The organism is Hymenobacter plasmatis, from assembly GCF_020711255.1.
Classification (GTDB): domain Bacteria; phylum Bacteroidota; class Bacteroidia; order Cytophagales; family Hymenobacteraceae; genus Hymenobacter.
Genome location: NZ_JAJFAW010000003.1, coordinates 157,804 through 181,423 on the forward strand (window position 1 = coordinate 157,804; position 23,620 = coordinate 181,423).

The 23,620-nt window shown below is 62.4% G+C and carries 16 protein-coding genes and 1 pseudogene; 12 read left to right on the forward strand and 5 right to left on the reverse strand.

Features of this window, described 5'->3' with window-relative positions:
* The first annotated feature begins 78 nt into the window (after positions 1 to 78).
* Positions 79 to 855 (forward strand): MbnP family protein, encoded by a 777-nt coding sequence (locus tag LJ738_RS03180; RefSeq protein WP_227784869.1) that lies wholly within the window; start codon positions 79 to 81, stop codon positions 853 to 855.
* 18 nt (positions 856 to 873) lie between these two features.
* The gene (locus tag LJ738_RS03185) at positions 874 to 1,971 is read left to right on the forward strand and encodes a cytochrome-c peroxidase (protein ID WP_227784870.1); all 1,098 of its coding nucleotides are present in this window, start codon (positions 874 to 876) and stop codon (positions 1,969 to 1,971) included.
* Positions 1,972 to 1,982: 11 nt separating this feature from the next.
* Here the strand turns inward: LJ738_RS03185 and LJ738_RS03190 are convergent, their stop codons facing one another.
* Positions 1,983 to 2,411, reverse strand: a complete 429-nt coding sequence (locus LJ738_RS03190) for a hypothetical protein (protein WP_227784871.1) — start codon at positions 2,409 to 2,411, stop codon at positions 1,983 to 1,985.
* 403 nt (positions 2,412 to 2,814) lie between these two features.
* On the opposite strand from LJ738_RS03190, the pseudogene LJ738_RS21575 reads away from it, so the two are divergent.
* From LJ738_RS21575 to LJ738_RS03205, 4 genes and pseudogenes are all read left to right on the forward strand, one after another.
* A pseudogene (locus LJ738_RS21575) lies at positions 2,815 to 3,399 on the forward strand (carboxypeptidase regulatory-like domain-containing protein); the annotation flags it as partial.
* Between the two features lie 186 nt (positions 3,400 to 3,585).
* Positions 3,586 to 5,190 (forward strand): outer membrane beta-barrel family protein, encoded by a 1,605-nt coding sequence (locus LJ738_RS03195; protein WP_410779906.1) that lies wholly within the window; start codon positions 3,586 to 3,588, stop codon positions 5,188 to 5,190.
* Between the two features lie 103 nt (positions 5,191 to 5,293).
* Positions 5,294 to 5,530, forward strand: a complete 237-nt coding sequence (locus LJ738_RS03200; protein WP_227784873.1) for a heavy metal-binding domain-containing protein — start codon at positions 5,294 to 5,296, stop codon at positions 5,528 to 5,530.
* A 180-nt stretch (positions 5,531 to 5,710) separates the two neighbouring features.
* A complete protein-coding gene (locus tag LJ738_RS03205) occupies positions 5,711 to 5,923 on the forward strand; it encodes a heavy-metal-associated domain-containing protein (RefSeq protein WP_227784874.1) in 213 nt (70 codons plus the stop codon).
* A gap of 93 nt (positions 5,924 to 6,016) precedes the next feature.
* Here LJ738_RS03205 and LJ738_RS03210 read toward each other — a convergent pair whose 3' ends face one another.
* The 3 genes from LJ738_RS03210 to LJ738_RS03220 form a co-directional block, all read right to left on the reverse strand.
* Positions 6,017 to 8,539, reverse strand: coding sequence for a glycosyl hydrolase 53 family protein (locus LJ738_RS03210; RefSeq protein WP_227784875.1), 2,523 nt, complete (start codon positions 8,537 to 8,539; stop codon positions 6,017 to 6,019).
* A 37-nt stretch (positions 8,540 to 8,576) separates the two neighbouring features.
* Complete coding sequence (locus LJ738_RS03215; RefSeq protein ID WP_227784876.1) at positions 8,577 to 10,994, reverse strand: glycoside hydrolase family 2 protein; 2,418 nt, start codon at positions 10,992 to 10,994, stop codon at positions 8,577 to 8,579.
* Between the two features lie 109 nt (positions 10,995 to 11,103).
* Positions 11,104 to 13,695 (reverse strand): cellulase family glycosylhydrolase, encoded by a 2,592-nt coding sequence (locus LJ738_RS03220; RefSeq protein WP_227784877.1) that lies wholly within the window; start codon positions 13,693 to 13,695, stop codon positions 11,104 to 11,106.
* Positions 13,696 to 14,041: 346 nt separating this feature from the next.
* Here LJ738_RS03220 and galK point away from each other — a divergent pair, with 346 nt between their 5' ends.
* The 6 genes from galK to LJ738_RS03250 all read left to right on the forward strand — a co-directional run bounded on the left by galK (position 14,042) and on the right by LJ738_RS03250 (position 23,148).
* Positions 14,042 to 15,217 carry a galactokinase gene (gene galK, locus LJ738_RS03225; protein ID WP_227784878.1) on the forward strand — a complete coding sequence of 392 codons (1,176 nt, stop codon included), beginning with the start codon at positions 14,042 to 14,044 and terminating at the stop codon, positions 15,215 to 15,217.
* 228 nt (positions 15,218 to 15,445) lie between these two features.
* Entirely contained in the window at positions 15,446 to 16,513 is a 1,068-nt protein-coding gene (locus LJ738_RS03230) for a UDP-glucose--hexose-1-phosphate uridylyltransferase (RefSeq protein WP_227784879.1), read from the forward strand.
* A gap of 78 nt (positions 16,514 to 16,591) precedes the next feature.
* Positions 16,592 to 17,314, forward strand: coding sequence for a 3'-5' exonuclease (locus LJ738_RS03235; RefSeq protein ID WP_227784880.1), 723 nt, complete (start codon positions 16,592 to 16,594; stop codon positions 17,312 to 17,314).
* A gap of 244 nt (positions 17,315 to 17,558) precedes the next feature.
* The gene (locus tag LJ738_RS03240; protein WP_227784881.1) at positions 17,559 to 19,466 is read left to right on the forward strand and encodes a DUF294 nucleotidyltransferase-like domain-containing protein; all 1,908 of its coding nucleotides are present in this window, start codon (positions 17,559 to 17,561) and stop codon (positions 19,464 to 19,466) included.
* A gap of 170 nt (positions 19,467 to 19,636) precedes the next feature.
* Entirely contained in the window at positions 19,637 to 20,494 is an 858-nt protein-coding gene (locus LJ738_RS03245) for a hypothetical protein (protein ID WP_227784882.1), read from the forward strand.
* 443 nt (positions 20,495 to 20,937) lie between these two features.
* On the forward strand, positions 20,938 to 23,148 hold the full coding sequence (locus tag LJ738_RS03250) for a bifunctional alpha,alpha-trehalose-phosphate synthase (UDP-forming)/trehalose-phosphatase (RefSeq protein WP_227784883.1): 2,211 nt from the start codon (positions 20,938 to 20,940) through the stop codon (positions 23,146 to 23,148).
* Between the two features lie 203 nt (positions 23,149 to 23,351).
* Here the strand turns inward: LJ738_RS03250 and LJ738_RS03255 are convergent, their stop codons facing one another.
* Complete coding sequence (locus LJ738_RS03255; protein WP_227784884.1) at positions 23,352 to 23,609, reverse strand: hypothetical protein; 258 nt, start codon at positions 23,607 to 23,609, stop codon at positions 23,352 to 23,354.
* Positions 23,610 to 23,620: the final 11 nt, after the last annotated feature.

The window sequence follows — 23,620 nt, forward strand, 5'->3', positions numbered from 1 at the left end:
GCGTCCGGGTTTTAGCGCCCGGGCGCAGCCGCTTGGTTTAGCTCAACCCCACTGGCTTTTGCCTTTTTATTCTTCCAGATGAAGTCCTTGCCTGCGGCTGTGCTGCTTGTTGCCCTGCCGCTGGCCACGGCGGTTTTTACTGGTTGCGGCAGCAAGACCGGCGACCCCGCCGCGGCCACCACCGGCAGCATCGCCATTGAGATGGAGCCCGTGGTGGGCACTACTCCGCTCACGCTCAACGCCCAGTCGTACACCAAAGCCGACGGCCAGACCTTCACGGTTTCCAAGTTCAAGTTTCTGGTGTCGAACCTGAAGCTGACCAAGGCCGACGGCAGCAGCTACGCCGTGCCCGACAGCTATTACCTTATCGACGCGGCCACCGCGGGGTCGTCACACTTCGTGGTGGACAAGGTGCCCGTGGGCGACTACACCGGCATGAGCTTCGTGCTGGGCGTGGATGCCGCTCACAACAACGCGGCCTTTCAGAGCGGCCCCCTCAACCACAGCAACGACCTGTACTGGGAGTGGAGCCAGGAATACGTGTTTCTGAAAATGGCCGGCACCTCGCCGCAGGCATCTACCGGCCGCTCGCTCACCTTTGACATTGGCGGGGCCAACTGCGCCCGCACCATCACGCCCGCTTTCCACGGCAGCACCCTGCCCGTGAAAGACGGCCACGTGCCCGAGGTGCATATGTACGCCAACGTACAGGCCATGTTTGAGAGCACCACGCCGGCCAAGAATGTCAACTTTGGCACCACCTACTCGGTGGAAAGCGGCAGCACCTGGGCGCCCATCGTGGCCGACAATTACGCCGCGGGCATGTTCACCGTGGAGCACATTCACAACAACTAAGCGCCCGGCGGGCCAGGTATGAAAGCAACGTTTGTCGGACTGGGGCTGCTGCTGGGGCTGGCAAGCTGCCAGCAAAACCCCGTGGAGCCCGACGCCCCGGCGGTGGTGCCGCCAACAGCCTACAACCTCATTATTCCCAGCAATTTCCCGCCTGCCCCAGCCCAACCCGCCGACAACGCTCTCACGGTGGAAGGCGTGGCGCTGGGCCGGCAGCTGTTTTATGAAACGGCGCTGTCGGTGAGCAGCACGGTGTCGTGCGGCTCGTGCCACCGCCAGGAGCTGGCCTTCACGGATGGGCGGGCCCACGCCGTGGGCGTGAACCAGGCCGTGTCGGCGCGCAGCTCCATGGCGCTTGCCAACCTGCTCTGGGAGCCCAAGCTGACCTGGGACGGCGCCGCCAACACCCTGGAAGCTCAGGCTCGCATCCCCATCGAGAAGCCGGTGGAGATGCACCAGTCGCTCACGGTGGGCGTGGCGCGCCTGCAGCAGTTGCCGCTGTACCAGGACCTGTTCCGCAAGGCATTCGGCAGCAGCACCATCACCGAAGCCAACACGCTCAAGGCGCTGGCTCAATTTGAGCGCACCCTGATTTCTAGCAACTCGCGCTTCGACCAGTTCCGACGTGGCGACCGCACCGCCCTGAGCGCCTACGAGCAGCAGGGCTTAGTGCTGTTCAGCACCCACCCCAACGGCACGCTGCGCGGCGGCAACTGCGGCGACTGCCACAGCGGCGACCTGCAAACCAACCACACCTTCAGCAACAACGGCCTCGACGTGAGCCCCACCGACCTGGGCCTCGGCGCCCTCACCGGCCTGCCCACCGACAATGGCAAGTTCCGGGTGCCCTCGCTGCGCAACATTGCCCTGACGGCGCCCTACATGCACGACGGCCGCTTCACGACCCTGGAGCAGGTGGTGGACCACTACAACGAGCACGTGGCCCTGAACAGCCCAAACATTGACCCGCTGCTGCTCAATACCACCAACGACCCGCGCCAGCAAAGCTTTACGCTGGACCTCACGGCCGACGAAAAAGCTAAAATCGTGGCCTTCATGCGCACCCTCACGGACTCCACCTTTATCAAGGACCCGCGCTTTTCCCGGCCCCAGCCGTAAGGGGTGCTTGGCTACAATTTGGTGCGGATTAGTGCTGGCAGAGGCTTGCCCTTCGCATATGCAGCGAGCAGTGCTCGCTCGTTGTAGCGGCTATAATTTAGTTTTTGGATGAGGCCAATGAAAAACGAGCCCGCACCCAATACCCCAATTGTGACAGCAAAGGTGCCGCTGGCCGATGAGCGGGCGCCTGAAGGCAGGCCTCCGCTAAGTGCCCCAATTATGGGGGAGAGGATAAGCGCGCCCAGCCCTATGCCTACAAAAGTGCTACCAGCTGAGCGCTTGGCCTGGAACAGGTCGTGCACGGTCTGCACGCTGTCGAGCGCTACGGAAGAGCGGGCCTGCTGAGCGCCCTGCTTGGTGGAATCGCCCACGGCTTGGGCATGGCCTGAATGGATTAGCAGAAGACTCAGCAGCAAAGAGATCAAGAGGAAGAAGCGCATAGCAGGGCGAAGACTAATTGCGAGATGGGCCTTAGTCCTAATCTGCTGAAGCCTATTCTCGCTTCAGGCATTGGACCATTGAATGGCGACTCGCTTGGGCATTTCGTGGATTATGCAGCTAATGTATGCATTTGGGTATATTATGAAATGGAAGTGACATAGATGCTCAGACTTTCCTCAGGATTGAGGCGTAAATTTGGTGCCGGGCACCATACCGCCCGGAATCAGGCTGCCAACTACTGGCGGTTGCCAGGGTTAAAGTCTGTTAGTATAGATGAAGCTTGTTGGAGAAAGAAAAGGCCTTAGGGCTGAAGCTGCCGCCTTGGTGCGGTTTTTTAATGCCCGTATCCCTGCGCTGGCGTGGGTGCTGGCCGTGGGGCTGCTAAGCTTGCCGCTGGGAGCTATGGCCCAAAGCACGGGCAGCGTGGCTGGCAAGCTGCTGGATGCGGCCGACAACCAGCCGCTGCCTTTTGCCAGTGTGGTGCTGCTGCGGGCGGCAGATTCAAGCTTTGTGGCCGGGGCCCAAACGCTGGAAAGTGGGGCTTTCTCGGTGGATAAGGTGCCGTTTGGCAGCTACGTGCTGCAGGCCACGGTGGTGGGCTACCGCACCGGGCGCCGGCCGGTGGCGCTGTCGGCCGCGGTGCCCATGCTGGAGCTGGGAGCGCTGCGGCTGCGCGTGGCCGCCACCAAGCTGGGCGAAGTGGTGGTGCAGGGCCAGCGCCAGATTGTGAGCGACAACCTCGACAAGAAGGTAATCGACGTGACCAAGGACCTGACCGCCACTGGCGGCACGGCCTCCGATGTGCTGCAAAACGTGCCGAGCGTGACCGTGGACCAGAACGGCGCCGTGAGCCTGCGCGGCTCGAGCAACGTGAAAATCTTTGTGGATGGCAAGCCCACCAGCGTGGCGCTGGACCAGCTGCCCGCCAGCAGCATTCAGAACATTGAGGTGGTGACCAACCCCTCGTCGCGCTACGATGCGGAAGGCACGGCTGGCATCATTAACATTGTACTGAAAAAGGAGCGCGAGGACGGCTGGAACGGCCAGGCAACCGCCACGGCCGGCACCCGTGGCAAGTACAACACTTCGCTGAACCTGAACTACCACCAGGGCAAGCTCAACGTGTTTGGGGCCTACGATTTTCGGCAGGACCGGCGCACGGGCTACGGCTCGGTGCGGCAGCGTGCCACCGCCAACGGCCAAACCACCGTGCTCAGCCAGGACCGGTCGGGCCTGAACACCGGCCTTTCGCACAACGTCCGCCTGGGCCTGGACTACGCCATCACCCCGGAGCAAACCCTGACGCTCACGGTGCAGCCGCGCTTCAATACGCAGCGCAACCGCGAAGACATTATTTCGAGCCAGGAGAACATCACCACCAACATGCCCATTGCCTTGGGCAATACCAACCGTTACAACACCAATGCCGGCACCGCCCGGCAGGCTGATTTCAGCCTGGACTACCGCCGCCTCTGGCCTGCGCAGAAGCGCCGCGAGCTGACCGCCAACGTCGTCTATACGCCCGTGCTGAGCCACATTGTGGTAAACTCGGCAGTGGACTACCGCAACGACGTGGCCTGGACTACCGGGCACCAAAGCCAAACGTTTGATGACCAGGCGGACCTGGCCTCGGCACAGCTGGACTACGTGATGCCGCTGGGCGAGAAGGGCCGCTACGAGCTGGGCGCCAAAAGCATTTCGCGCCGCTACGACAGCGACTATCTCTTTACCAGCCAGCCCGCGCAGGTATTCGACCCGTCGAACCGCTACGTCTACCACGAGTATATCCAGGCCGCGTACGGTACCTACGCCAACGTGGCCGGCGCCTTCAGCTATCAGCTGGGCCTGCGCCTGGAGCAAACCAACACCAAGGGCGACCAGTCGACGGACGTGCCCAATGCCCACTTCACGCGCAGCTACCTGAACTTGTTTCCGAGTGCCGTGCTGGCCTACGACCTCAGCCAGGACCAGCGCGTGCAGTTGAGCTATTCCCGCCGCGTGCAACGCCCCAATGCCGACGAGCTCAACCCCTTCACCGACCGCTCGGACCCCCTGAACCTGCGCACCGGCAACGCCACGCTGATGCCCGAATATGTGCACTCGCTGGAGCTCGGCGACCAGAAGTTCTTCGGGGCGGGTAGCTCCATTAGCGGCACGGCCTTCTACCGCTACGAGCAAAACACCATTACCAACATCCGCGACCCGTTTTTTCTGGACCCGGTGAGTAACACCCGTGTTACCAACAACACGCGGCTCAACATCGGCCACGAAATCAGCTACGGCCTGGAAGCGGTGGGCTCCACGGCCCTCACCAGCATCTGGAAAATCAGCGTCAACACCTCCGCTTTCCGCCGTATCATCCAGGGCTCGGCCCCGACCAATACCGACATCAACAACAGCAACTTTGTGTACACGGGCCGGCTCAATTCCACGGTGTCGCCCACCAAGCTGCTCGACTTGCAGCTCTCGGCCAACTACCGCTCGCCGGTGGTCACGGCCCAGGGCAGCCGCCTCACGCAGTTCAGCATGGACTTCGCCGCCAAGCAAAACGTGCTCAAAGAAAAGGGCAGCATTACCCTGCGCGTGTCGGACCTGCTCAATACCCAGCAGTTCAATTTCAATGCCTACGGCCCGGGCTTCGAGTCCCTGACCCGCAACAAGCGCGAGTCGCGCATCCTGTACCTGGGCTTCACCTACCGCTTCGGCAACGCCAAGGCCGACAACTCGCGCCCCAAGCGCAAGGACGAACAGCCGGAAGACACCCGCGGCTTCGAGTAGCCGGGGCCCCAGCGGCCGGAACGTTGTGCCTTAAATTTGCTGTTCGACGCTTCGCCCCGCAGCCCCGCTTTGGAGGCTGCAAGCCAGCCCAATTTCCCCAACCATGTCGCTTACTTTTCGCTCCGTTCTTTTCCACGCCTTATTGATGAGCGCCCTCATGGCCAGCAGCTGTGAGCAGCAGAAGCCCGCCGCTACCGCCGCACCCGCGGCTCCTGCCAAGTCCGCTGCCACACCTGCCGTGGAGGCCCGCTACGAGTGCCCCATGGGCTGCGCCGGCAGCCAAAGCACCAAGCCCGGCAAGTGCCCCACCTGCGAAATGGAACTGGTTAAAAAGTCTTAATCACCTGCCCGCGGCTTGATTGGCAGCGGCAGAATTATGCTGATTTGCGGTGAGATTCTGTGCAATTGAATCGCCCTATCGCGGGTATTTTTGCACTGCCATTACCCGAAACGCGTTTAGAATTGGGCTAATTCGGCCTCGAATTTCCTCGGGCGCAATTCCATTACAAGCCTCCTTATTATGTCAACTCTTCGATTTAAAACCACCATCAACTGCAACAACTGCATTCGTGCGGTGACTCCTGCCCTGAACCAGGAGGTAGGCGCAAATAACTGGCAGGTTGATACGGCCAGCCCAGATAAAATTCTCACCATCAGCGCTGCGCAGGTCTCGGCCAGCCAGGTGATAACCGCCGTGCAGGAAGCGGGATTTGAGATTCAGCCCCTGAATTAGCAGCCGGCCTTTGCCGCCAACAAAAAGAGGCCATTCCGCACGGAATGGCCTCTTTTTGTTGGCGGCAAACGGAATTTGGTAGTTCTGCGGTCTTTACTCAACCACCAGCTTTTTGCTGGTGATTTTCGTCCCGATTTGCAGTCTCACTAGGTAGGAGCCTGTGGGAAGGGTGCCGAGGGTAAACTGCTGCTTGCCCGTCTGCAGCGCACTAACCAAGGAGCGTACGCGCTGGCCCAGGGCATTGTATACGGCCAGCGATACCAGTTGCGGGCCAGATGGCACCGTGTAGGCAATAGAAGCGGTGGCTTGGGCTGGGTTGGGATACACCTGGAAGTCGAGGCCGGTGGCACTGGCGGTGCGGCTGGCTAGCACAGCCCCACCCAGCTCGTAGGTGATGAACTGGTTGCCCGGAATGGCAGTGAAGTCGGGGTTGGCGCCCAGCGCAGCGGTGCGGCCCGGAATCTGGGGCAGTACGTCGGTATAAAACGTGCCGTCCGAATCGGTGAAAGCGGCAAATATCTCAACCTGGCTGCCCACCGTTACGGGCGAGGCCGTGGTGCCCAGGGTGGACAAAGGAATTTCGATTTCCAGCCCCGAATTGGCGGTGTTGGCCGTGAGGTTGGGCGTGTTGAAGTAAGCCAACTTACTGCCGGCCAGGTCCAGCGTGGCGGGGACCGTGACGAGGCCGCCGGCTTTGGTACCGGCTCCGAGGTAGGTGTCGTTGCCTGGCGCGACGGCAGTGCCCGTCACGTACGACACCCGGCTGAAATACACGTCATTGGCTGTGGCAGTAGTAGAGCCGATGGACGCGCGAAAACCGTAATCGGCCTGCATGTCGAGCGTCGGCTTGTGTTTGAGGGGCGAGGGGCCGTCGCTGCCTCCGCTGAGCTGCACCCGGGCCGGGGCACCGGTGCGGCCCGGCGTGTTGAGGTACAGCACGAGGGCGCGGTAGGCGCCCGCGGCCGATTCGGCCGAGCCCACCAGCATCAGGTTCAGGGTGGTGGCGGTGTAGCCCACGTACAAGGCCTTCAGGCCCCGGTCGGCTTCGAGGTGGTTGCCGGCGTAGGTGGCGGCCAGCTGGTACTTGCCTGGGCCAGTACCGATTTCGGTAGCAGAAACCTGCCCATCCACAGTAAATTGAGCTGCCGGAGCCGGCACCGACGAATCCACAAACTCCACGTCGTCGAGGCTCACCGACTCCCCGGCGTGGGCGTCGGAGCGCAGCCCAATTTCGCACTGCCCGTTGCTGACCGTGATGCCGCTTACCTGCACCAACGTCCAGTTGGCCGCCGCCGGAATGGTAGTGGCTACCTCGGCCCCGCCGAAACCATTGGCGTAGAGCTGGCAGGTGGTTTGGCCGCCGCTGCTCTTGGCCCAGGCGCGCAGGGTGTAGGTACCATTGGGCACCGAAGTGAGCAGCTGATAGGTGCGAACCTGATAGGCCGTCGCTTTCTGGTGGGTGAGCTGGTAGGCGCCGGTGTAGCCGGGGGCCTGCGTGACGTCGGCATCGGCGTCGCCCGTAGTCGAGGCCGTTGTCCAGCCCAAGGGAGCCTGCACGGGGCCCGTGTATTCGAAGCCGGGGTTGTAGACCAGGACGCGGGCGGGCGGCGTGTTCAGGAAGGCCGCGAGGGCGGCGGTGGGCTGCCCGTTGGTGTTCCAGGTGCCCAGGCCGTATCCCATCCAGTTGTAGGCCTGTGGTTCCCAGTACAGTACACCCAGGCCTTTGCCGCCGGGCACGGCCCGTACTTTGGCCATCAGGTCGAGCAGCATTTGCTGGGTGGGAATGGGTGCATCGGCCGGCATGCCGGTTTCAACCACCATCACCTCTTTGCCGGGGTAGCGCGTCACCATGTCGTTCATGTTGGTCTGGCACTGCGCCGTGAGGGTAGGCCAGTTGGCAGCCGTGGGGTAGAGCGACATCCCGATGACGTCAAACCGGGCGCCGTTGGCCACCAATCCATCAAACAGGTACCGGAACAGGCCGTTGTTGAAGCCGTTGGAGACGTGCACAATTACTTTGGAGGTGGGATTTACAGCCTTCACGGCGGCATAGCCCCGGTCCACGAGCTGGGCGAAGTTGGCCATGTTGGTAGAGGCCCGCCCCTCGGGCCAGAGCATGCCGTCGTTGGTCTCGTTGCCTACCTGCACCCACTCCGGCACGATGTTGTTTTGCTTTAGCGTGTTGAGCACGTCATACGTGTGGTCGTACACGGCGGTCAGCAGCTGCGGGAAGGTGTAGGCACTCCAGGCGGCGGGTTTGGTTTGCTTGCCTGGGTCGGCCCAGGAGTCGCTGTAGTGGAAGTCTATCATAATCCGGAAGCCCAGATTGTGGGCCCGAATGGCTTTGGCAACGACGTCGTTTTTGCCATTCCAGCCGCCGGCCGGGTTCACCCACACCCGCAGCCGAATGGTGTTCATGTCATGGTCGTGCAGCAGCTGAAACAGGTCTTGCGGCACCCCCGCTTCGTTGTAGAACCGGTAGTTGGCCTGCTCCATTTCGGTCACCCAGCTCACGTCGGCCCCTTTGGCGAAAGGGGCGGCCGTCTGGGCCGCGGCGCGGTTGGCGAGCCCCAGCAGCACACCGATGGTCAGGAGCAATGGTAAAATTCTTTTCATAAAGTCAAAAGCTTAGAATGTTTGAGTCAGAATGGAGCTACTTAACGGTAAGCTTGAGCGAGGCGCTGGGCAAGCCGTCGGCGGTGGCGGTGAGCTGCACCGGGCCGCTGCCCAGGCCGGTTTTCAGCAGCACGGTGGCTATGCCGGCTTCGGCCCGCACGGGGTTGTCGCCCACCAGCTCGGCATTGCCTTGCGCGGCGAAGCGGATGGCGGCGGTGGCCTCGGGCAGCACCGTGCCGTTGGCATCAACCACGGCGGCGTACACGAATACCACGTCCTGCGGGCCGGCGTCGCGGCCGCTGCGGTCGTAGCTGAGCTGCAGGTGGTGGGCCGCGCCGGGCGTGCGCCTCTCGGCGGTGGCGGCGGGCTTGCCGTTGCGGTAGGCCACGGCCCGCAGTGTGCCCGGCGCAAACGCCGGCACCTTGAAGGTGAACGGCGCGTGGGCCAGCCGGTCCGCGAAGGCAGTGGCGTCGGGCCGCTGGCGGGCCACAGTTTTGCCGTTGAGCTGCAGCTCTACTTCGTCGCAGTTGCTGTACACCACTACCTGGGTGGCCGAGGTGGGCTGCCAGTAGCTGGCGATGTAGGCCATGGGCTTGCCGAAGCCGTTTCGGTCGGCCACGGGTCCGTACTGGCTCTGGTAGAAGTAGTAGGCGAACTTGGGCAGCCGGAAAATGTCGCCCACGCCCGACGACTCAATATCCGGCGCGTAGCCGCGCTTGTAGTCAAACATCAGCCAGTTGGCGTCGCCCACGGCCGGGCCGCGGAAGTTGTCGTTGTGCGCTTCCTGGAAGTTGAGCGCCTGCTGGGCCAGCGCCCGCTCGCCCTGCCCGCGCAGCTGCCGCGAGGTGCGCTCCGATTCCTTCAGGCCCGAGAAGGCGGTTTGGTTGAAGCCGGCGTTGTGGGCGTAGTATTCCCAGTCGCCATACTCGCACAGAAACAGGGGCTTGTCCTTGGCGTACTTGTTGAAATAATCGGGCGCCTTGAGGTGCTGGCGGGCCGGAATGAAGACGTCGTAGGCGTAGTCGAGCCAGCCGCAGGTGTACACGTTTTCAGAGAAGGGCAGCTCCTCGTGCACGGCGCGGTGAGCGGCGTCCATGAAAGGCTTGGGCATGTCGGTTTCGTTCAGGGCCGCCTCCCACAGCACAATGCTGGGGTGGTTGCGGTCGCGCCGCACCATGTCGCGGATGTTCTGCATGCTGTTTTTGGCAAACTCCTCGTTGCCGAAAAACTGCCAGCCCGGCGTTGAGTCCATCACTAGAATACCCAGCTCGTCGCAGGCCTGCAGGAACGCCGGCGAGGGCGGGTAGTGCGAGCAGCGCACGAAGTTGAAACCGGCGTCCTTGATTTTCCAGGCGTCGCGGTACTGCGCGTTATCCGAAATGGCGTAGCCGAGGTAAGGGTACTCCTGGTGGCGGTTGGTGCCGCGCAGGCGCAGCGGTTGGCCGTTGAGGGTGAAAGCCTTGGCCACGAACTTGATGCTGCGCACGCCGGTGGTGGTTTGCTGGCGGTCGATGACTTTGCCGTCGCGTAGCACTTCCACCACCACGCGGTAGAGGTAGGGCTGCTCCGGCGACCACAGCTGCGGCTGGGCAATGGTGAGCTGCTGCTTTACCTGCCCGAAAGCGGCAGGGGCCAGGCTGATGGCCTCGCTCAGGCCCCGGGCCACTTCCTTACCCTTTTCGTTGAACAGCACCGTGCGCACCTGGGCGTTCTGAGCCTCAGACGTGTTGTTTTGCACCTCGGTTTGCACATGCAGCGTGGCGCTCTCGGAACTGATGTTTTCGTAGTGCAACAGCAGGCCGCCGCCCGCCGCGTGGCCCGCCTGCACAGCATCGGAAATGTACAGCGGGTTGCACAGACTCAATTTGACGGTCCGGTACAGGCCGCCGTAGAAATTGAAGTCGAGGCCCTTCAGGGGCTTGCCGGGTGGTACCACCGGGTTGTCGCGGTTGTCGAGGCGCACCACCAGGCAATTTTCCTCGCCGTATTTCGCCTGTTTGGAAATGTCGACGGTGAAGGGCAGGTAGCCGCCCACGTGCCGCTGCAGGCGCTGGCCGTTCAGGTACACATCGGCCGTGTGCATGGCCGCGCCAAACTCCACGGTTACCCGCGGGTACGGCCCATCCGAGGGCACGCGGAAAAACTTGCGGTAGAAGCTCACGCCCTGCCACTGCTGCTGGTCGGTTACTACCGGCTCAATCCGCAGCGTGTGCGGCAGCGAAACCGTGGCCCACTGACCCGGCCCGCCGGTTTTGGCAAAGAGCGCAGCCGTAACGGTCGTGTCGACATCCTTAACAAACTGCCAGTCCTGGTTGAAATTGGTAATAACCGCCGGAACCTTGGTTCTGTGCCCCGACGTGCCGGGTTGGCCGGCGCATTGGCTCAGAGACGCCAGTAGAAAAATACCGCCACATGAGCGTAGCACAGCAGTAGATAGCTGGGAGGAAACAGGCATACTTAATGGTGATGCTCAGAAAAACAGCTGAGCGGTTGTTACTAAAAGTGCAGTAGAGACGCACAGGGCCGCGTCTCTACTGCTAGATTATTGAGCTGGGCGAATAAGCTTAGCGGCGTAGAAAAACCCACTCGATGTCGACGTTAACCGGGGTGCCCGTGGGAGTTGCCGCGTCCCACACCACTTGCAGCACTTCCGCATTGGCAAGCTTGAAGGGGGGCTGGCTGGCGGCCTGGAACGTGAGGGGCAGGAAGCCAGGGTAGGGGCGCGGCACCAGCAGCAGCGGGGAGGGTTGAAAGGCACTCAGCGGAATGCGTACTTCCTGCATTTCGGCGCTCAGCGGCAGTGAGGCGGAGTAGGCTTGGGCGTCTTTGGTGGCCAGAGTCACGGTGACGCGGGCGTTGGGCTGGCTGCTGCGGGCCCGCACTACCAGTTCCTTGAGGTTGGCCAGGTCGGGCTGGCGGGTGGCCGTACGGTCGCCGAAGTACACGCGCAGGCTGGCGGCGGGGCCGGTAGGGGCGGGCTGCCCGGAGCGGGGCGGGCCTTGCAGCAGGCGCAGGGCCAGGGCGCCGTCGGGCATGGTCACGTAGTCGGTCCAGGTATTAGAGGCAATGCCTTGGGCTTCGATTCGGTCCTGGTCCTGGTTGGCCTGGAAGAGCGGCAGCGGCGTGCCGGGCCCCACAATGGGCACCTCGTAGTGCTCGGGGTGGGTGTAGTCCCAGTCGCGGGGCTGGCCGCTGAAGCCGCCGGGGAAAGTGAGGGCCTGGGCGCCTTTTCGCAACACTATCCAGTAGCGGAGCTGGCCGGCGTAGAGCAGGTCGGCGGGCACAGTGGCTTCCACGGTGGCGTAGGCGGTGCTGGTCATGGGCAGGGTGCGGGTGCGGCCGTAGTAATGTTGAGCTACCAGAAACACGCTGTCGGTGGGAGCCAAACCGGTGAGAGTAGCGGCGATGCGCAACGGCTGGCCGGTCATGGCCTGGGCGGGCGGGCTGTGCCGCACCTGCGGGCCCAGCGCGCTGGGGGCGGGCGCCACAAATTCGCCCAGCTTGATGTAGTGGAAGGCGGTTTGCGCGGTGAAGGCGGTGGTGGACTTGCCGGCGGCGGCCAGCAGGTACACGCCGGGCCGCACGGTGGTGCGGCCCGCGGCGGCCTGGGCCTGGGCGGTGTTGCCTTCGTTCAGGCCTTTTAAGGAGAAGTTTTGGCCCAGGTCACTTAGCTCGATTTGCAGCGGCTGGGCGTTCCACAGTATCTGCGTGACGGGCTTGCTGAGCGAGGCTCTCTCAAACGGGTCGCGGATGGCCACGGCGTCGGGCATCACCTCGAGGCGCCACACGCCGGAAGCCAGCTTGTCGAGAAAATAGGCACCCGTGCCGCCGTAGTGCACCACCGCCGACGAGCCCACGCCGGCCACGTGCTGCAGCTTGGCCGCTTGCGCGGGGGCCGTGGTGGTGTTGGCCGTGTAGTAGAATTCCTCCGGCGTGTTCATCTCGCTCAGGCCCCGCCGGTAGCTCACGTGGAAGCCGTTAAAAACGGAATCCTGCGGGTAGCGCCCAAAGGTCTGCCCGCGCTTCACATTCCGGAACACCTTGCCCGCAATCAGCAAACTAAGGGCCTTGGCCGGGGTGTAGGCCAGGTTGAGGTAGTGGGTCTGGTACTCGGTGTTGGCATAGGCAATGGCCAAGGGGTCGTAGGCAAACTGCGTGGCCCACTGAAAGCCTGCCTCACGGAAGCTGCGGGCCATAAACGGGTACATCACCGGCTGAATAATATCGGCCGATTCGAACTCGTACACCATCTTGGCCTTGGTAGCAAAGCGCGCGTCCTGGCGGTAAGGGATGGGGTACTGGTCCACAAACGGCAGGAAGTTGCCGCGCAGCGTGTGGTTGCTCACCAGCCCCTGCGGGTACCACTGAAACGTGAGGCCGTCGACCCGGGCGTTGAGCACGGCCTCGTACACATCGGGGTTTTCCGACACGTTGTAGAACACCGGCTTGCGGCAGCCCGTGGCCCGAATGGCCTGGGCCATGCGGTCGGCAAAGCTGGTGATTTCGGCCTCGGGCTTGTGGTACTTGGGCTCGTTGCACACCTCGAAGGCGATGATGTTCGGGTCTGCGCGGTTGAGCTGCTGGGTGTAGGGGTTTCGGTGGTTGAGAAACTGCGTGAGGTAGCGCTCCTGGGCCGCAATGGCGCGCGGGTTGGTGTAGGCCTGGCTTTTGGAATAGATGCTGGAAAAGCCCGTGCCAGTGTCCTTTTCGGGGTAGCCGTTGTTCCAGTAAGCAATGGGCGTGAGGATGATTTTGATGCCGCGCTGCTTGAGCTGATTCACCAGGAAGTCGAGCAGGCGCAGGTGCTCATTCTCCAACAAGTTGCCGGTGGTGTCCGTGATTTCGACGTCCCACACGTGCACCCGAAACGCATCGACGCCCAGCCGCGCCAGGTGGTACACGTCCCGGGCAATGACTTGCTCGTGGGGTACGCCCAGCTTCTGGTGGGCCCGATAAGAATAGGCAAACGGTGTAGTGTAGTTCACGCCAAACAAGGCCACTTCCTGCTTGCCTTTCTGCCAGCGCAGCACCCCTTTTTTATCCACGAACACATCGCCACTGGGCTCGCGCCCGGCTTCCTGGGCCTGGGCTACGGCTGGCACAATCGTTTGATAAAGCAGCGCAATAAAAAACAGAAAACGGCTGCCAGTAAGCATGCAACGAAGCGGGCGAAGGGGTGGGGCGGGTATCGTCATGCGAGGGTGGCCGACGCGAGCGGCAGAAGGTGAATAATGAGCTGGTTAGGCCCGGAAAGCAGTATTGGGGCTCCGGTGGGGCCTGCCGCACCGGGCCACCTTGGAGTACGTGAGCGAACCAGCGCCCAGGGGCCGGGCCGGAGCCAGCGGTTCCCGTTGCCAACACAAAGGTTGGTGTATATACTGGAATTGCGCACTACTTTTCGGGTGTCACACGCTATTGGCAGCTGCTAAAGTCCCAAGTTGCGTACAGTTTTTACCCTTCTAGCTCAATTTCCTCCTTTCGCCTTCATTCCCGCTTTCGCTCATGTCAGCACCTCTTGCCCAAGCCGTTCTCGCCGAATTCAAACAGCATTTTGGCTACGAGCCCATGCTGGTGCGGGCGCCCGGCCGCGTCAATCTCATCGGCGAGCACACCGACTACAACGGCGGCTATGTGCTGCCGGCGGCCATCGATAAGGAGGCGATTTTTGCGGTGGGCCTGAACGGGGGCACCGAAATCCGGCTCATCTCCCACGATTTGGGCGAGACCTTTACCCTGGCCAATGTGGCCGAAGTGAGCCCCAGCCAAACCCATTGGGCCAATTACCTGCTGGGCGTGGTGGCCCAGCTCCAGCAGCGTGGCGTGGTGGTGCCGGGGTTCGATTGCGTGTTTGGGGCCAACATTCCGGTGGGGGCGGGCATGTCGTCGTCAGCGGCGCTGGAATGCGGGCTGGCCTTTGCCCTCAACCACCTGCTGCACGCCAACATTGGGCTAATGGAGCTGGCCCACGTGGCCCAGAAAGCCGAGCACACCTACGCCGGAGTGCAGTGCGGCCTCATGGACCAGTTTGCCAGCCTGTTTGGGCGCGCGGGGCAGGTGGTGCGGCTCGATTGCCGCTCGCTCGAGTACGCGTACTTTCCTTTCGATACTACGGCCAGCCGCATTGTGCTCTGCAACTCGGGCGTGAAGCATAGCCTGGCCACTTCGGCGTATAACACCCGCCGCGAGGAGTGCGAGCGCGGCGTGGCCGTGCTCCAGCAATACTACCCCGCCGTGCAAAGCCTGCGCGACGCCACCGTGGCCCAACTCGACGCCCACCGCGACGAGTTGGGCGATACCGTGTACCGCCGCTGCGCCTACGTGGTTAAGGAAAACGGCCGCGTAGAAACCGGCTGCCGCCACCTCGAAGCCGGCGACCTCACCGCCTTTGGGCAGGACATGTACGCTTCGCACGCCGGCCTGCGCGACGACTATGAAGTGAGCTGCGTGGAGCTGGATGCGCTGGTGGAAGCGGCCCGCGGCGTGCCCGGCGTATATGGCTCCCGCATGATGGGCGGCGGCTTCGGCGGCTGCACCATTAACCTGGTGGCGCCCGAGCACGTCGACGCATTCATTGCGCACGTGAGCGCGGCGTATCAGCAGCAGTTCGGCCGCGTTCCCGAAACCTACCAGACCACCATCGTGGCCGGGGTAAGTCCCTTGGCCGCGGCGGCCCAATAACCCAAGAACGTCATGCTGAGCGCAGCCGAAGCATCTCTACCTCAATACTAACTATAATCGGCTGTCATGCTGAGCTTGCGAAGCACCTTCTCACGGCTAAACGAGCAGTTCTGACGTGATAAGATGCTTCCTGCGTCAGCATGACAGACGGTTGGCTTACTGCTGCACGCAAGTTGCTTCGGCCAGCTCAGCATGACCGTTGCTATTAAGACTAAAAACCCTCAATCCATGGCATCTTTCGATAGCACCGAACACCCGCACCGTCGCTTCAATGCCTTATCTGGCGAATGGGTGCTGGTGTCGCCGCACCGCTCCAGGCGCCCCTGGCAGGGCCAGCAGGAGGAGGCCGAAACCGAGCAGCGCCCCACCTACGACCCCACCTGCTACCTCTGCCCCGGCAACAGCCGCGTGGGCGGCGAAATAAACCCGCCCTACGCCAGCACGTTCGTGTTTAACAACGATTTTGGCGCGCTGCAGGCCGAGGTGCCCACCGGCAGCATCAACCAGGGCGGCCTGCTGCTGGCCGAGGCCGAGTCGGGCGTGTGCCGGGTTATCTGCTTCTCGCCGCGCCACGACCTGACGCTGCCCGAGATGACGGTGCCCGCTATCCGGCAGGTGGTGGATTTGTGGGTGGAGGAATTTCAGACCCTCGGCGCCCGCCCCGACATCAACTACGTCCAGATTTTTGAGAACAAAGGCGCCATGATGGGCTGCTCCAACCCGCACCCGCACGGCCAGATTTGGGCCCAGCGCACCGTGCCCGGCGAGCCCGCCAAGGAAAGCGTGCAGCAGCTGGCCTACTTCCAGGAGCACGGCCGCACCCTGCTGAGCGACTACCTGGCCATCGAGCTGGAGCAGAAGGAGCGCATCGTGCTCGAAAACGAGCATTTTGTGGTGTTGGTGCCGTTCTGGGCCGTGTGGCCCTTCGAAACCCTGCTGGTGGCCCGCCGGCCCGTGCAGGACATCACCCAGCTCACCGCCCCCGAGCGCGACGCGCTGGCCGACGCCCTGCGCCGCCTCACCATCCGCTACGACAACCTGTTCAACATCTCCTTCCCGTACTCAGCCGGCCTGCACCAGCGCCCCACCGACGGGCAGGAGCACCCCGAGTGGCACCTGCACATGCATTTCTACCCGCCACTGCTGCGCTCGGCCACCGTGCGTAAGTTTATGGTTGGATACGAAATGCTCGGCGACCCGCAGCGCGACGTTACCCCCGAATTCAGCGCCGGGCGGCTGCGCGAGCAGTCGGAAGTGCATTATAAGAGTGAGAAGTTGAGAGTGACTAATGACTAGTGACCAATGACCAATTGGTCGTTGAGCTAACTCTTCATTCCTCATTCTTAATTCTTCATTAAGTGAAGCGTCAGCCTTGTGAGAGAATACCTCCTGTTCGTCGATACCGAAACCTCGGGCATTCCGCGCGACTGGAGCAAGCCGTATTCCAGCCGCGACAACTGGCCGCACATCGTGCAGCTGGCCTGGGTGGTGTACACCCGCGATGGCCAGGAAGTGAAGGCCGAAAACCACTACATCCAGCCCAACGACTACGACATGAGCCCGGCGTCGGGCAGCATCCACGGCCTGACGCTGGACTTTTTGCGCGACAACGGCAAGCCCCGGCACACCGTGATGCACCGCCTGCACCGCGACCTGCTGCGCTACCACCCGCTGGTGGTGGCCCACTTCATGCAGCTCGATTACCACATGGTGAGCGTGGGGTTTTACCGCGCGGGCCTGCAAAATCCGCTCGAGCACCTGCCCACCTTCTGCACCATGCGCGCTACCGGCGAGCTGGTGCGCTACACCAACCGCCGTTTTCTGCGCCTCGGCGAGCTCTACCAGCGCCTGTTTCACGAGCCCATGCCCCAGCAGCACGACGCCCTGGCCGACGCCTACGCCACGGCCCGCTGCTTTTTTGAGCTGGAGCGGCAAGGCGCCATCACCCCCGAAACCATTGCCCAACAAGGCCCCGTGGGCCTGGCTAATCCATTAAATGCCGGCAAACCCAAGGGCCGCTTCAAAGTGGGCGTGGCGGCGTGGCTGCTGATAAGCGGGCTAGCATTGGTGGTGCTGGCTTTTTTACTGATTGCGTGAGAAAAGCGAGTTTATGAATACCACTAAATGTCATGCTGAGCTTGTCGAAGCATCTCTACTGCATTACCAATTCAATCGCCTGTCATGCTGAGGCACGAAGCATCTTATCCCCGTCGAACGAACCGTTGTGGCTTGATAAGATGCTTCGCAGGCTCAGCATGACAGCCGATTGGGCTAATGAACTGAGCCACCCAAACTGCTCCGCTCGGCATTCTAATTTTACCCGCCTAATACCCTTTCCGGCATGAGCGCAAGACTCGACTTTCTTAGAACTGTAAAGCCCTTCGACCTGCTGCCTGAGGAGGTGCTGGCCGAGGTGGCCGAGGCCCTGGAAGAAGTGCGCCACCCGCGCGAGGCCATCATCTACTACCAGGACGTGTCGAAGATGCGCGGGCTCGACATCATCGTGGAAGGCGAGTACGAAACGTTTTTCTACGACAGCCAGCAAAACCGGCGCGTGATAGAGTACAGCCGCCCGGGCAACTGCTACGGCGGCATCTCGGTGCTGCTCAACAAGAAACGGTCGCTGCGCACGGTGCTGGCCAAGAAAGACACCCGCGTGTATTTCCTGCACCGCCGCGAGTTCCGGTCCTTGTGCCAGGCCTACGAGGAGTTCTTTCACTTCTTCACGGCGCGCTACGGCCAGCGCATGCTCAACGAGGAGTACGCCAACTTTGTGCGCCCCGCCAGCAGCGCCGGTGAAAACTACCTGGCCTCCGACCAGCTCTTTTCGCGCCGAATCGAAACGCTGGAACTGCGCCCCGTGGCCGCCTGCCCGGCCAGCACGCCCATTCACGAAGTGGCCCGGCGCATGGCCGCCGCCCGCACCAGCTGCTACTTCATCCACGATGACGACGGTGGGCACATCAACGGGTATGTTACCGACATTACGCTGCGCGACAAGGTGGTGGCCGGCCTGGCCGATGCCCGGCAGCCGGTGGGCGCCATCATGGATGCGCCGGTGGTGAGCATCAGCACCAAGGCCTTTGTGCACGAGGCCATTCTGCTGATGTTTCGCACCAAAACGCGCTATCTGCTGGTGGAACGGGACGGCGAATACGTGGGCTCTTTGAGCCGTAACAAGCTCCTGACCGACGACCAGGCCCAGTCGCCGTTCATCTTCATTCAGTCGGTGAAGCAGGCCCAGGCGGTGCCCGAGCTCAAGCGCCGCTGGGAGCAGGTGCCCGAGATGGTGTACCAGCTCCTGAACCGCGGCGTGAAGCCCGAAATTGTGAACCAGGTCATCACCACTGTGTCCGATACCATTGCCCTGAAGGTGATTGAGGACACCATAGCCGAACTGGGGCCGCCGCCGGCCAAGTTCGTGTACATGGTGCTGGGCAGCGAGGGCCGCAAGGAGCAAACCTTGCTCACCGACCAGGACAACGCCATTATCTACGAAGACAAGGCCAACGAGCAGCGCGAAACCGTGCGGGCGTACTTCCTCAAGTTTGCCGAAATCGTGTCGGACCGGCTCAACGACATCGGTTTCAGCTTCTGCGAGGGCGGCTTTATGGCCAAAAACCCCAAGTGGACCCATTCGCTCTCGCACTGGAAGCGCAACTACGTGGCCTGGATGACCGACTCGAACCCCGAAACGGGCATGCAGTTCGCAGCTTCCTTCGACTGCCGCTACCTCTACGGTGACGCCACCATCATGCAGGAGCTGCACGAGTTTCTGGACGTGGAGCTGCAAAAGCCCATCGACCGGTTCTTCCACTACATGGCCGTCAATGCCTTGCAGTACGAGCCGCCGCTCACGTTTTTCCGCAATATCCGCACGTTTGCCGTGGGCTCGCAGCAGGTTTTCAACCTCAAGAAAACCATGTCGCCCATCGTGGATTTGGTGCGCATGTACGCCCTCAAGCACCGCATCTTCGCCACCAACACCGGCGAGCGGCTGGAGGCCCTGCGCGCCCAAGGCGTGTTCACCGAGCCCGAGGTGCAGGAGCTGCTGCAGTCTTACTACTATCTCATGGGCGTGCGGCTCAAGAAGCAGGCAGTGCAGATTATGAAGGACAAAGTAGCGCCCGACAACTACCTCGACCCCAAAACCCTGACCAAAGTGGAGCAGGTGACGCTGAAGGAAATCTTCAAAGTCATTGCCGATTTCCAGCTCAAGATTAAGGTGGGGTTTACGAAGTCGTTGTAGGGTAGGAGGGGCCGCCCTTCGGCCCCGGCTTTTTCCGGAGTGCTTAGAGCATTTTCGGAATCGTTGGGCAGTAGCGCGGACTTTTAGTCCGCGAGTCCGTGCCGCCTACTGCCTCGCGGACTAAAAGTCCGCGCTACTGCCCAGCCGAACCCACACCCTGAAACCGTTCTATGCTGTACCTACTGCGCGACATCCTGTTTCCCGTAGTGGTATTCCTGCACGCGGTACTGATTGGGGCACCGGCCAACCACGGACGCGGGCCTTTCCGGCACGCCGCCTACCGCGTGCGCCGGGCCGGGCGGCTGCCCCACTCGCTGCGCGAAAGCTCGGGACTGGCGCGGGCCGATTCCCTGCGCGGCCTGTGGACCCAGGGCGACGGCGGCACCCCGCCCGTGCTCACGCTGGTGGCGCTGCCCGGCACCATCCTGGGCACGCTCGACCTGACCCCGCTGCCCAACCGCGACTGGGAAGACCTAACCCAGGACCCGGCCGGCCGCCTCTACATCGGCGATTTTGGCAACAACGACAACGAGCGCCAAGACCTGGCCATTTACCGCGTAAACCCGCACCAGGCCCACGCCGTGGTTGATACCATTGCCTTTCGCTACCCCGACCAGCGCGCGTTTCCGCCGCCCCGCGGCCGGCGCAACTTCGACTGCGAAGCCTTTTTCTGGTACCGCGACACCCTGCATCTGTTCAGCAAAGACCGCAGCCGGCGGCAGTGGACGAAGCACTACGTGCTGCCGGCACGGCCCGGGCACTACGTGGCCACGCTACTCGACAGCATTCAGCTCAACCGCCCCATCACGGCCGCCGACATCAGCCCCGATGGGCGCACGGTGGCACTGCTGGGCTACGGCGGCGTCTTTCTGTTTGGGGGCCCGCCCGGCCCGCACCTCTTCGATGGGCCCAAGCGCTTCCGGGCGCTGCCCACCAGCGGCCAGGCCGAGGGCCTGGTGTTCCTCGACGACTCCACCTTTGTGGTGAGCAACGAGCAGGGCCGCCTCTACCGGGCCACGCCGCGGTAAGTGCTGCGGGGGCCAGTTCCGTCACGGCTTTCTGAGCAAGGCGGAGGCTGAATACGCAGGGGAATTACGGGTTAACCGAAAGCCGGATTCCGTATTTCTGGCACCCCCAGGCCTGTTTTTGCGCCGTAAATTTAAGTGAGCTACTTGTTACGGCATATCCGGCGTAGCGATGAGCTGGGGAATACCGGTCAGTGAGATTGCACACTGCTATTGCCGCCCCAAACTACCAACACAGGCGCTCCCGCTCGTACCCAGCCGTGGGAACGTCTGTGCTGGATAGGCTGCCCGCTGATTCTCAGTTATTCTAGGCGGGCCCACGGCTGCGCTTGCCGTTAACTATTGGGCAAATAAGGGACTTGAATGGACGGTTGCCGTATAGGTAGCAGGGGATGCACGCGTCCCAAAATTGGCTTTAGCAAGGCCTTAGGCTTATATTTTACTTGATGTCCAGAACGATAATTGTTTCCAATCGCCTTCCCACCAAAGTACTGCGCTCGGCCGAGGGCCTGACTTTCCAGCCCAGCGAGGGTGGTTTGGCCACGGGCCTGGGTTCTATTTACAAGGCCGATGGCAACGTGTGGGTGGGCTGGCCCGGCCTCTTCGTGGAAGACCCCAACGAGCAGGCACAGGTGGCCGAGCGGCTGCGGGCCGACAGCATGGCCCCGGTGTTTCTCACCGAAGCCGAAATCCGGGATTATTACGAAGGCTTCAGCAACTCTACGCTCTGGCCCACCTTCCACTATTTCACGCAGTTTGCCACTTACGAAGACACTCACTGGCAGGCCTACGTGGCCGCGAACGAGAAATTCTGCCAGGCCGTGCTGGCCCTGGCCGGCCCCGACGACACCATTTGGGTGCACGACTACCAGCTGCTCCTGCTGCCCGAAATGCTGCGCCGGGCCCGGCCCGAGGCCACCATTGGCTTCTTCCTGCACATCCCGTTTCCGTCCTACGAGCTGATTCGGGTGCTGCCCTGGGGCGCCGCGCTGCTCAATGGCATGCTCGGGGCCGACCTTATTGGCTTCCACACCTTTGGCTACATGCGGCACTTCCTGAGTGCGGTGTCGCACATGCTGGGATACAGCAACCAGAACGGGGTGGTGGAAACCCCCACCCGCAGCGTGCTGGTCGATGCCTTCCCCATGGGCATCGACTACCAGCGCTATGCCGAAGCCGCGCTGTCGGAAGAAGCCGAAGCCCACATGCACACCTACCGCGCCGCCATGCGCGAGGTGCGGGTGGTGCTGTCCATCGACCGGCTCGACTACACCAAGGGCATTGCCCAACGGCTACGGGCTTTCGAGCAGCTGCTGGTGCGCTACCCCGAATGGAGCGGCCAAGTGAGCCTGCTGATGGTGGTGGTGCCCTCGCGCGACCAAGTGGCGCAGTACCAGGAGCTCAAGGTCGAAATCGACGAGCTGGTGGGCCGCATCAACGCCCAGCACAGCACCATTACCTGGAATCCCATTCAGTACTTCTACCGCTCTTTCCCCTTTGAGGAACTGGTGGGCCTGTACCGCCTGGCCGACGTGGCGCTGGTGACGCCCATGCGCGACGGCATGAACCTGGTGGCCAAGGAGTTTGTGGCCTGCAAAACCGACCAGCGTGGCGTGCTCATCCTCAGCGAGCGGGCCGGGGCCGCGCGCGAGCTCTCCGATGCCCTGCTCATCAACCCCACCGACCTGAACCAGCTGGTAGAGGCCATGCACGAGGCCCTGCACATGCCCGAGGACGAGCAAATTGCCCGTATGGCCAGCATGCAGGCCCTGGTGCGGCAGTACGACGTGTTTGCCTGGACCAAGCTGTTTATGGAGCGCCTGGCGTATAGCAAGCTAAAACAGGAAACCATGTCGACCGACTTCCTCGATGCCGAGGCTGCTGCCCAACTGCTGCGCGACTACCAGGCCGCCAACCACCGCCTGCTGCTGCTCGACTACGACGGCACCCTGGTGGGCTTCCATCCCAACCCGCAACGGGCCTCCCCCGACCCGGAGCTGCTGCAGCTGCTGGGCACGCTCGCCCACGACCCGCACAACCGAGTGGTCATCATCAGCGGGCGCGACCGCACCACGCTGGAAAAGTGGTTGGGCCACCTGCCGGTCGGCTTCATTGCCGAGCACGGCGTGTGGCTGCGCCGGGTGGGTGAAGACTGGAACCTCTTCCAGGAGCTGCGGGCCGACTGGAAGCCCGAGCTGCGCCCCGTGCTGGAGCAGTACGTGCGCCGCACCGCCGGCTCGTTCATCGAGGAGAAAGACTACTCCCTGGTGTGGCACTACCGCCGCGTCGATGCCGAGCTAGGGGCCGTGCGTGCCCGCGAGCTCATGAGCCACCTCACCTTTATTACCTCCAGCACCGACCTGCAGGTGCTGGAAGGCAACAAGGTCATCGAAATCAAGACCGCCGGCATCAACAAAGGTACCGCCGCCTCCCGCTGGCTCAGCTCCGACCCGCCCGAATTTACCCTGGCCATCGGCGACGACCGCACCGACGAGGACACCTTCGGCGCCCTGCCGCCCGAAGCCTACACCGTGAAGGTGGGCGGCGTTCCCCGCTCGCTGGCCCGCTACTCCATCGCCAGCACCGCCGACGTGCGCAAGCTGCTGCGCAGCCTGCAGAGGGAGACGATTCAGATTGGGATTGGGGAGGAGAGGTGAGGCCGCTCGCTGTATCTCGCTCACAACTGTCTGTAATCGTCTGTCATGCAGAGCGCAGCGAAGCATCTTATCCCCGCGGAACGACTCGTTCTAACTTGATAAGATGCTTCCTTCGTCAGCATGACAGAAGATTTGGTTAGTTGTGAGGTAAAGATGCTTCGCTGCGCTCTGCATGACCGGCAGCAATTCAGCTCAACCCCCACTCACCGCATGATTTTGCCGTGCAAATCCCAGTGGCTGGATTTCACTTCCAAGCTGTTGGGCTGGCGCTTGATGGTGCGGGTGTAGCGCTGGCCGGCAATCAGGCCATCGGGCCGGCGCTTGCCGAAAAACAAGGTCACGGGCTCGCCGTGCTCGTTGGTGACGAAGGTGATGTCGTAGCCCTTAAACACGTCGTCGATGCTGGTGGAGGGCTCAAACGTCTTGCTCAGTTTCTTGTGGAGCTCGCGGTGCAGGGGCATGGGGCGGGGTA

Coding starts and splice junctions, on each gene's coding strand:
- LJ738_RS03180 (WP_227784869.1), top strand. CDS start 79: ATGAAGTCCTTGCCTGCGGCTGTGCTGCTTGTTGCCCTGCCGCTGGCC.
- LJ738_RS03185 (WP_227784870.1), top strand. CDS start 874: ATGAAAGCAACGTTTGTCGGACTGGGGCTGCTGCTGGGGCTGGCAAGC.
- LJ738_RS03190 (WP_227784871.1), bottom strand. CDS start 2,411: ATGCGCTTCTTCCTCTTGATCTCTTTGCTGCTGAGTCTTCTGCTAATC.
- LJ738_RS03200 (WP_227784873.1), top strand. CDS start 5,294: ATGTCGCTTACTTTTCGCTCCGTTCTTTTCCACGCCTTATTGATGAGC.
- LJ738_RS03205 (WP_227784874.1), top strand. CDS start 5,711: ATGTCAACTCTTCGATTTAAAACCACCATCAACTGCAACAACTGCATT.
- LJ738_RS03210 (WP_227784875.1), bottom strand. CDS start 8,539: ATGAAAAGAATTTTACCATTGCTCCTGACCATCGGTGTGCTGCTGGGG.
- LJ738_RS03215 (WP_227784876.1), bottom strand. CDS start 10,994: ATGCCTGTTTCCTCCCAGCTATCTACTGCTGTGCTACGCTCATGTGGC.
- LJ738_RS03220 (WP_227784877.1), bottom strand. CDS start 13,695: ATGCTTACTGGCAGCCGTTTTCTGTTTTTTATTGCGCTGCTTTATCAA.
- galK (WP_227784878.1), top strand. CDS start 14,042: ATGTCAGCACCTCTTGCCCAAGCCGTTCTCGCCGAATTCAAACAGCAT.
- LJ738_RS03230 (WP_227784879.1), top strand. CDS start 15,446: ATGGCATCTTTCGATAGCACCGAACACCCGCACCGTCGCTTCAATGCC.
- LJ738_RS03240 (WP_227784881.1), top strand. CDS start 17,559: ATGAGCGCAAGACTCGACTTTCTTAGAACTGTAAAGCCCTTCGACCTG.
- LJ738_RS03245 (WP_227784882.1), top strand. CDS start 19,637: ATGCTGTACCTACTGCGCGACATCCTGTTTCCCGTAGTGGTATTCCTG.
- LJ738_RS03250 (WP_227784883.1), top strand. CDS start 20,938: ATGTCCAGAACGATAATTGTTTCCAATCGCCTTCCCACCAAAGTACTG.
- LJ738_RS03255 (WP_227784884.1), bottom strand. CDS start 23,609: ATGCCCCTGCACCGCGAGCTCCACAAGAAACTGAGCAAGACGTTTGAG.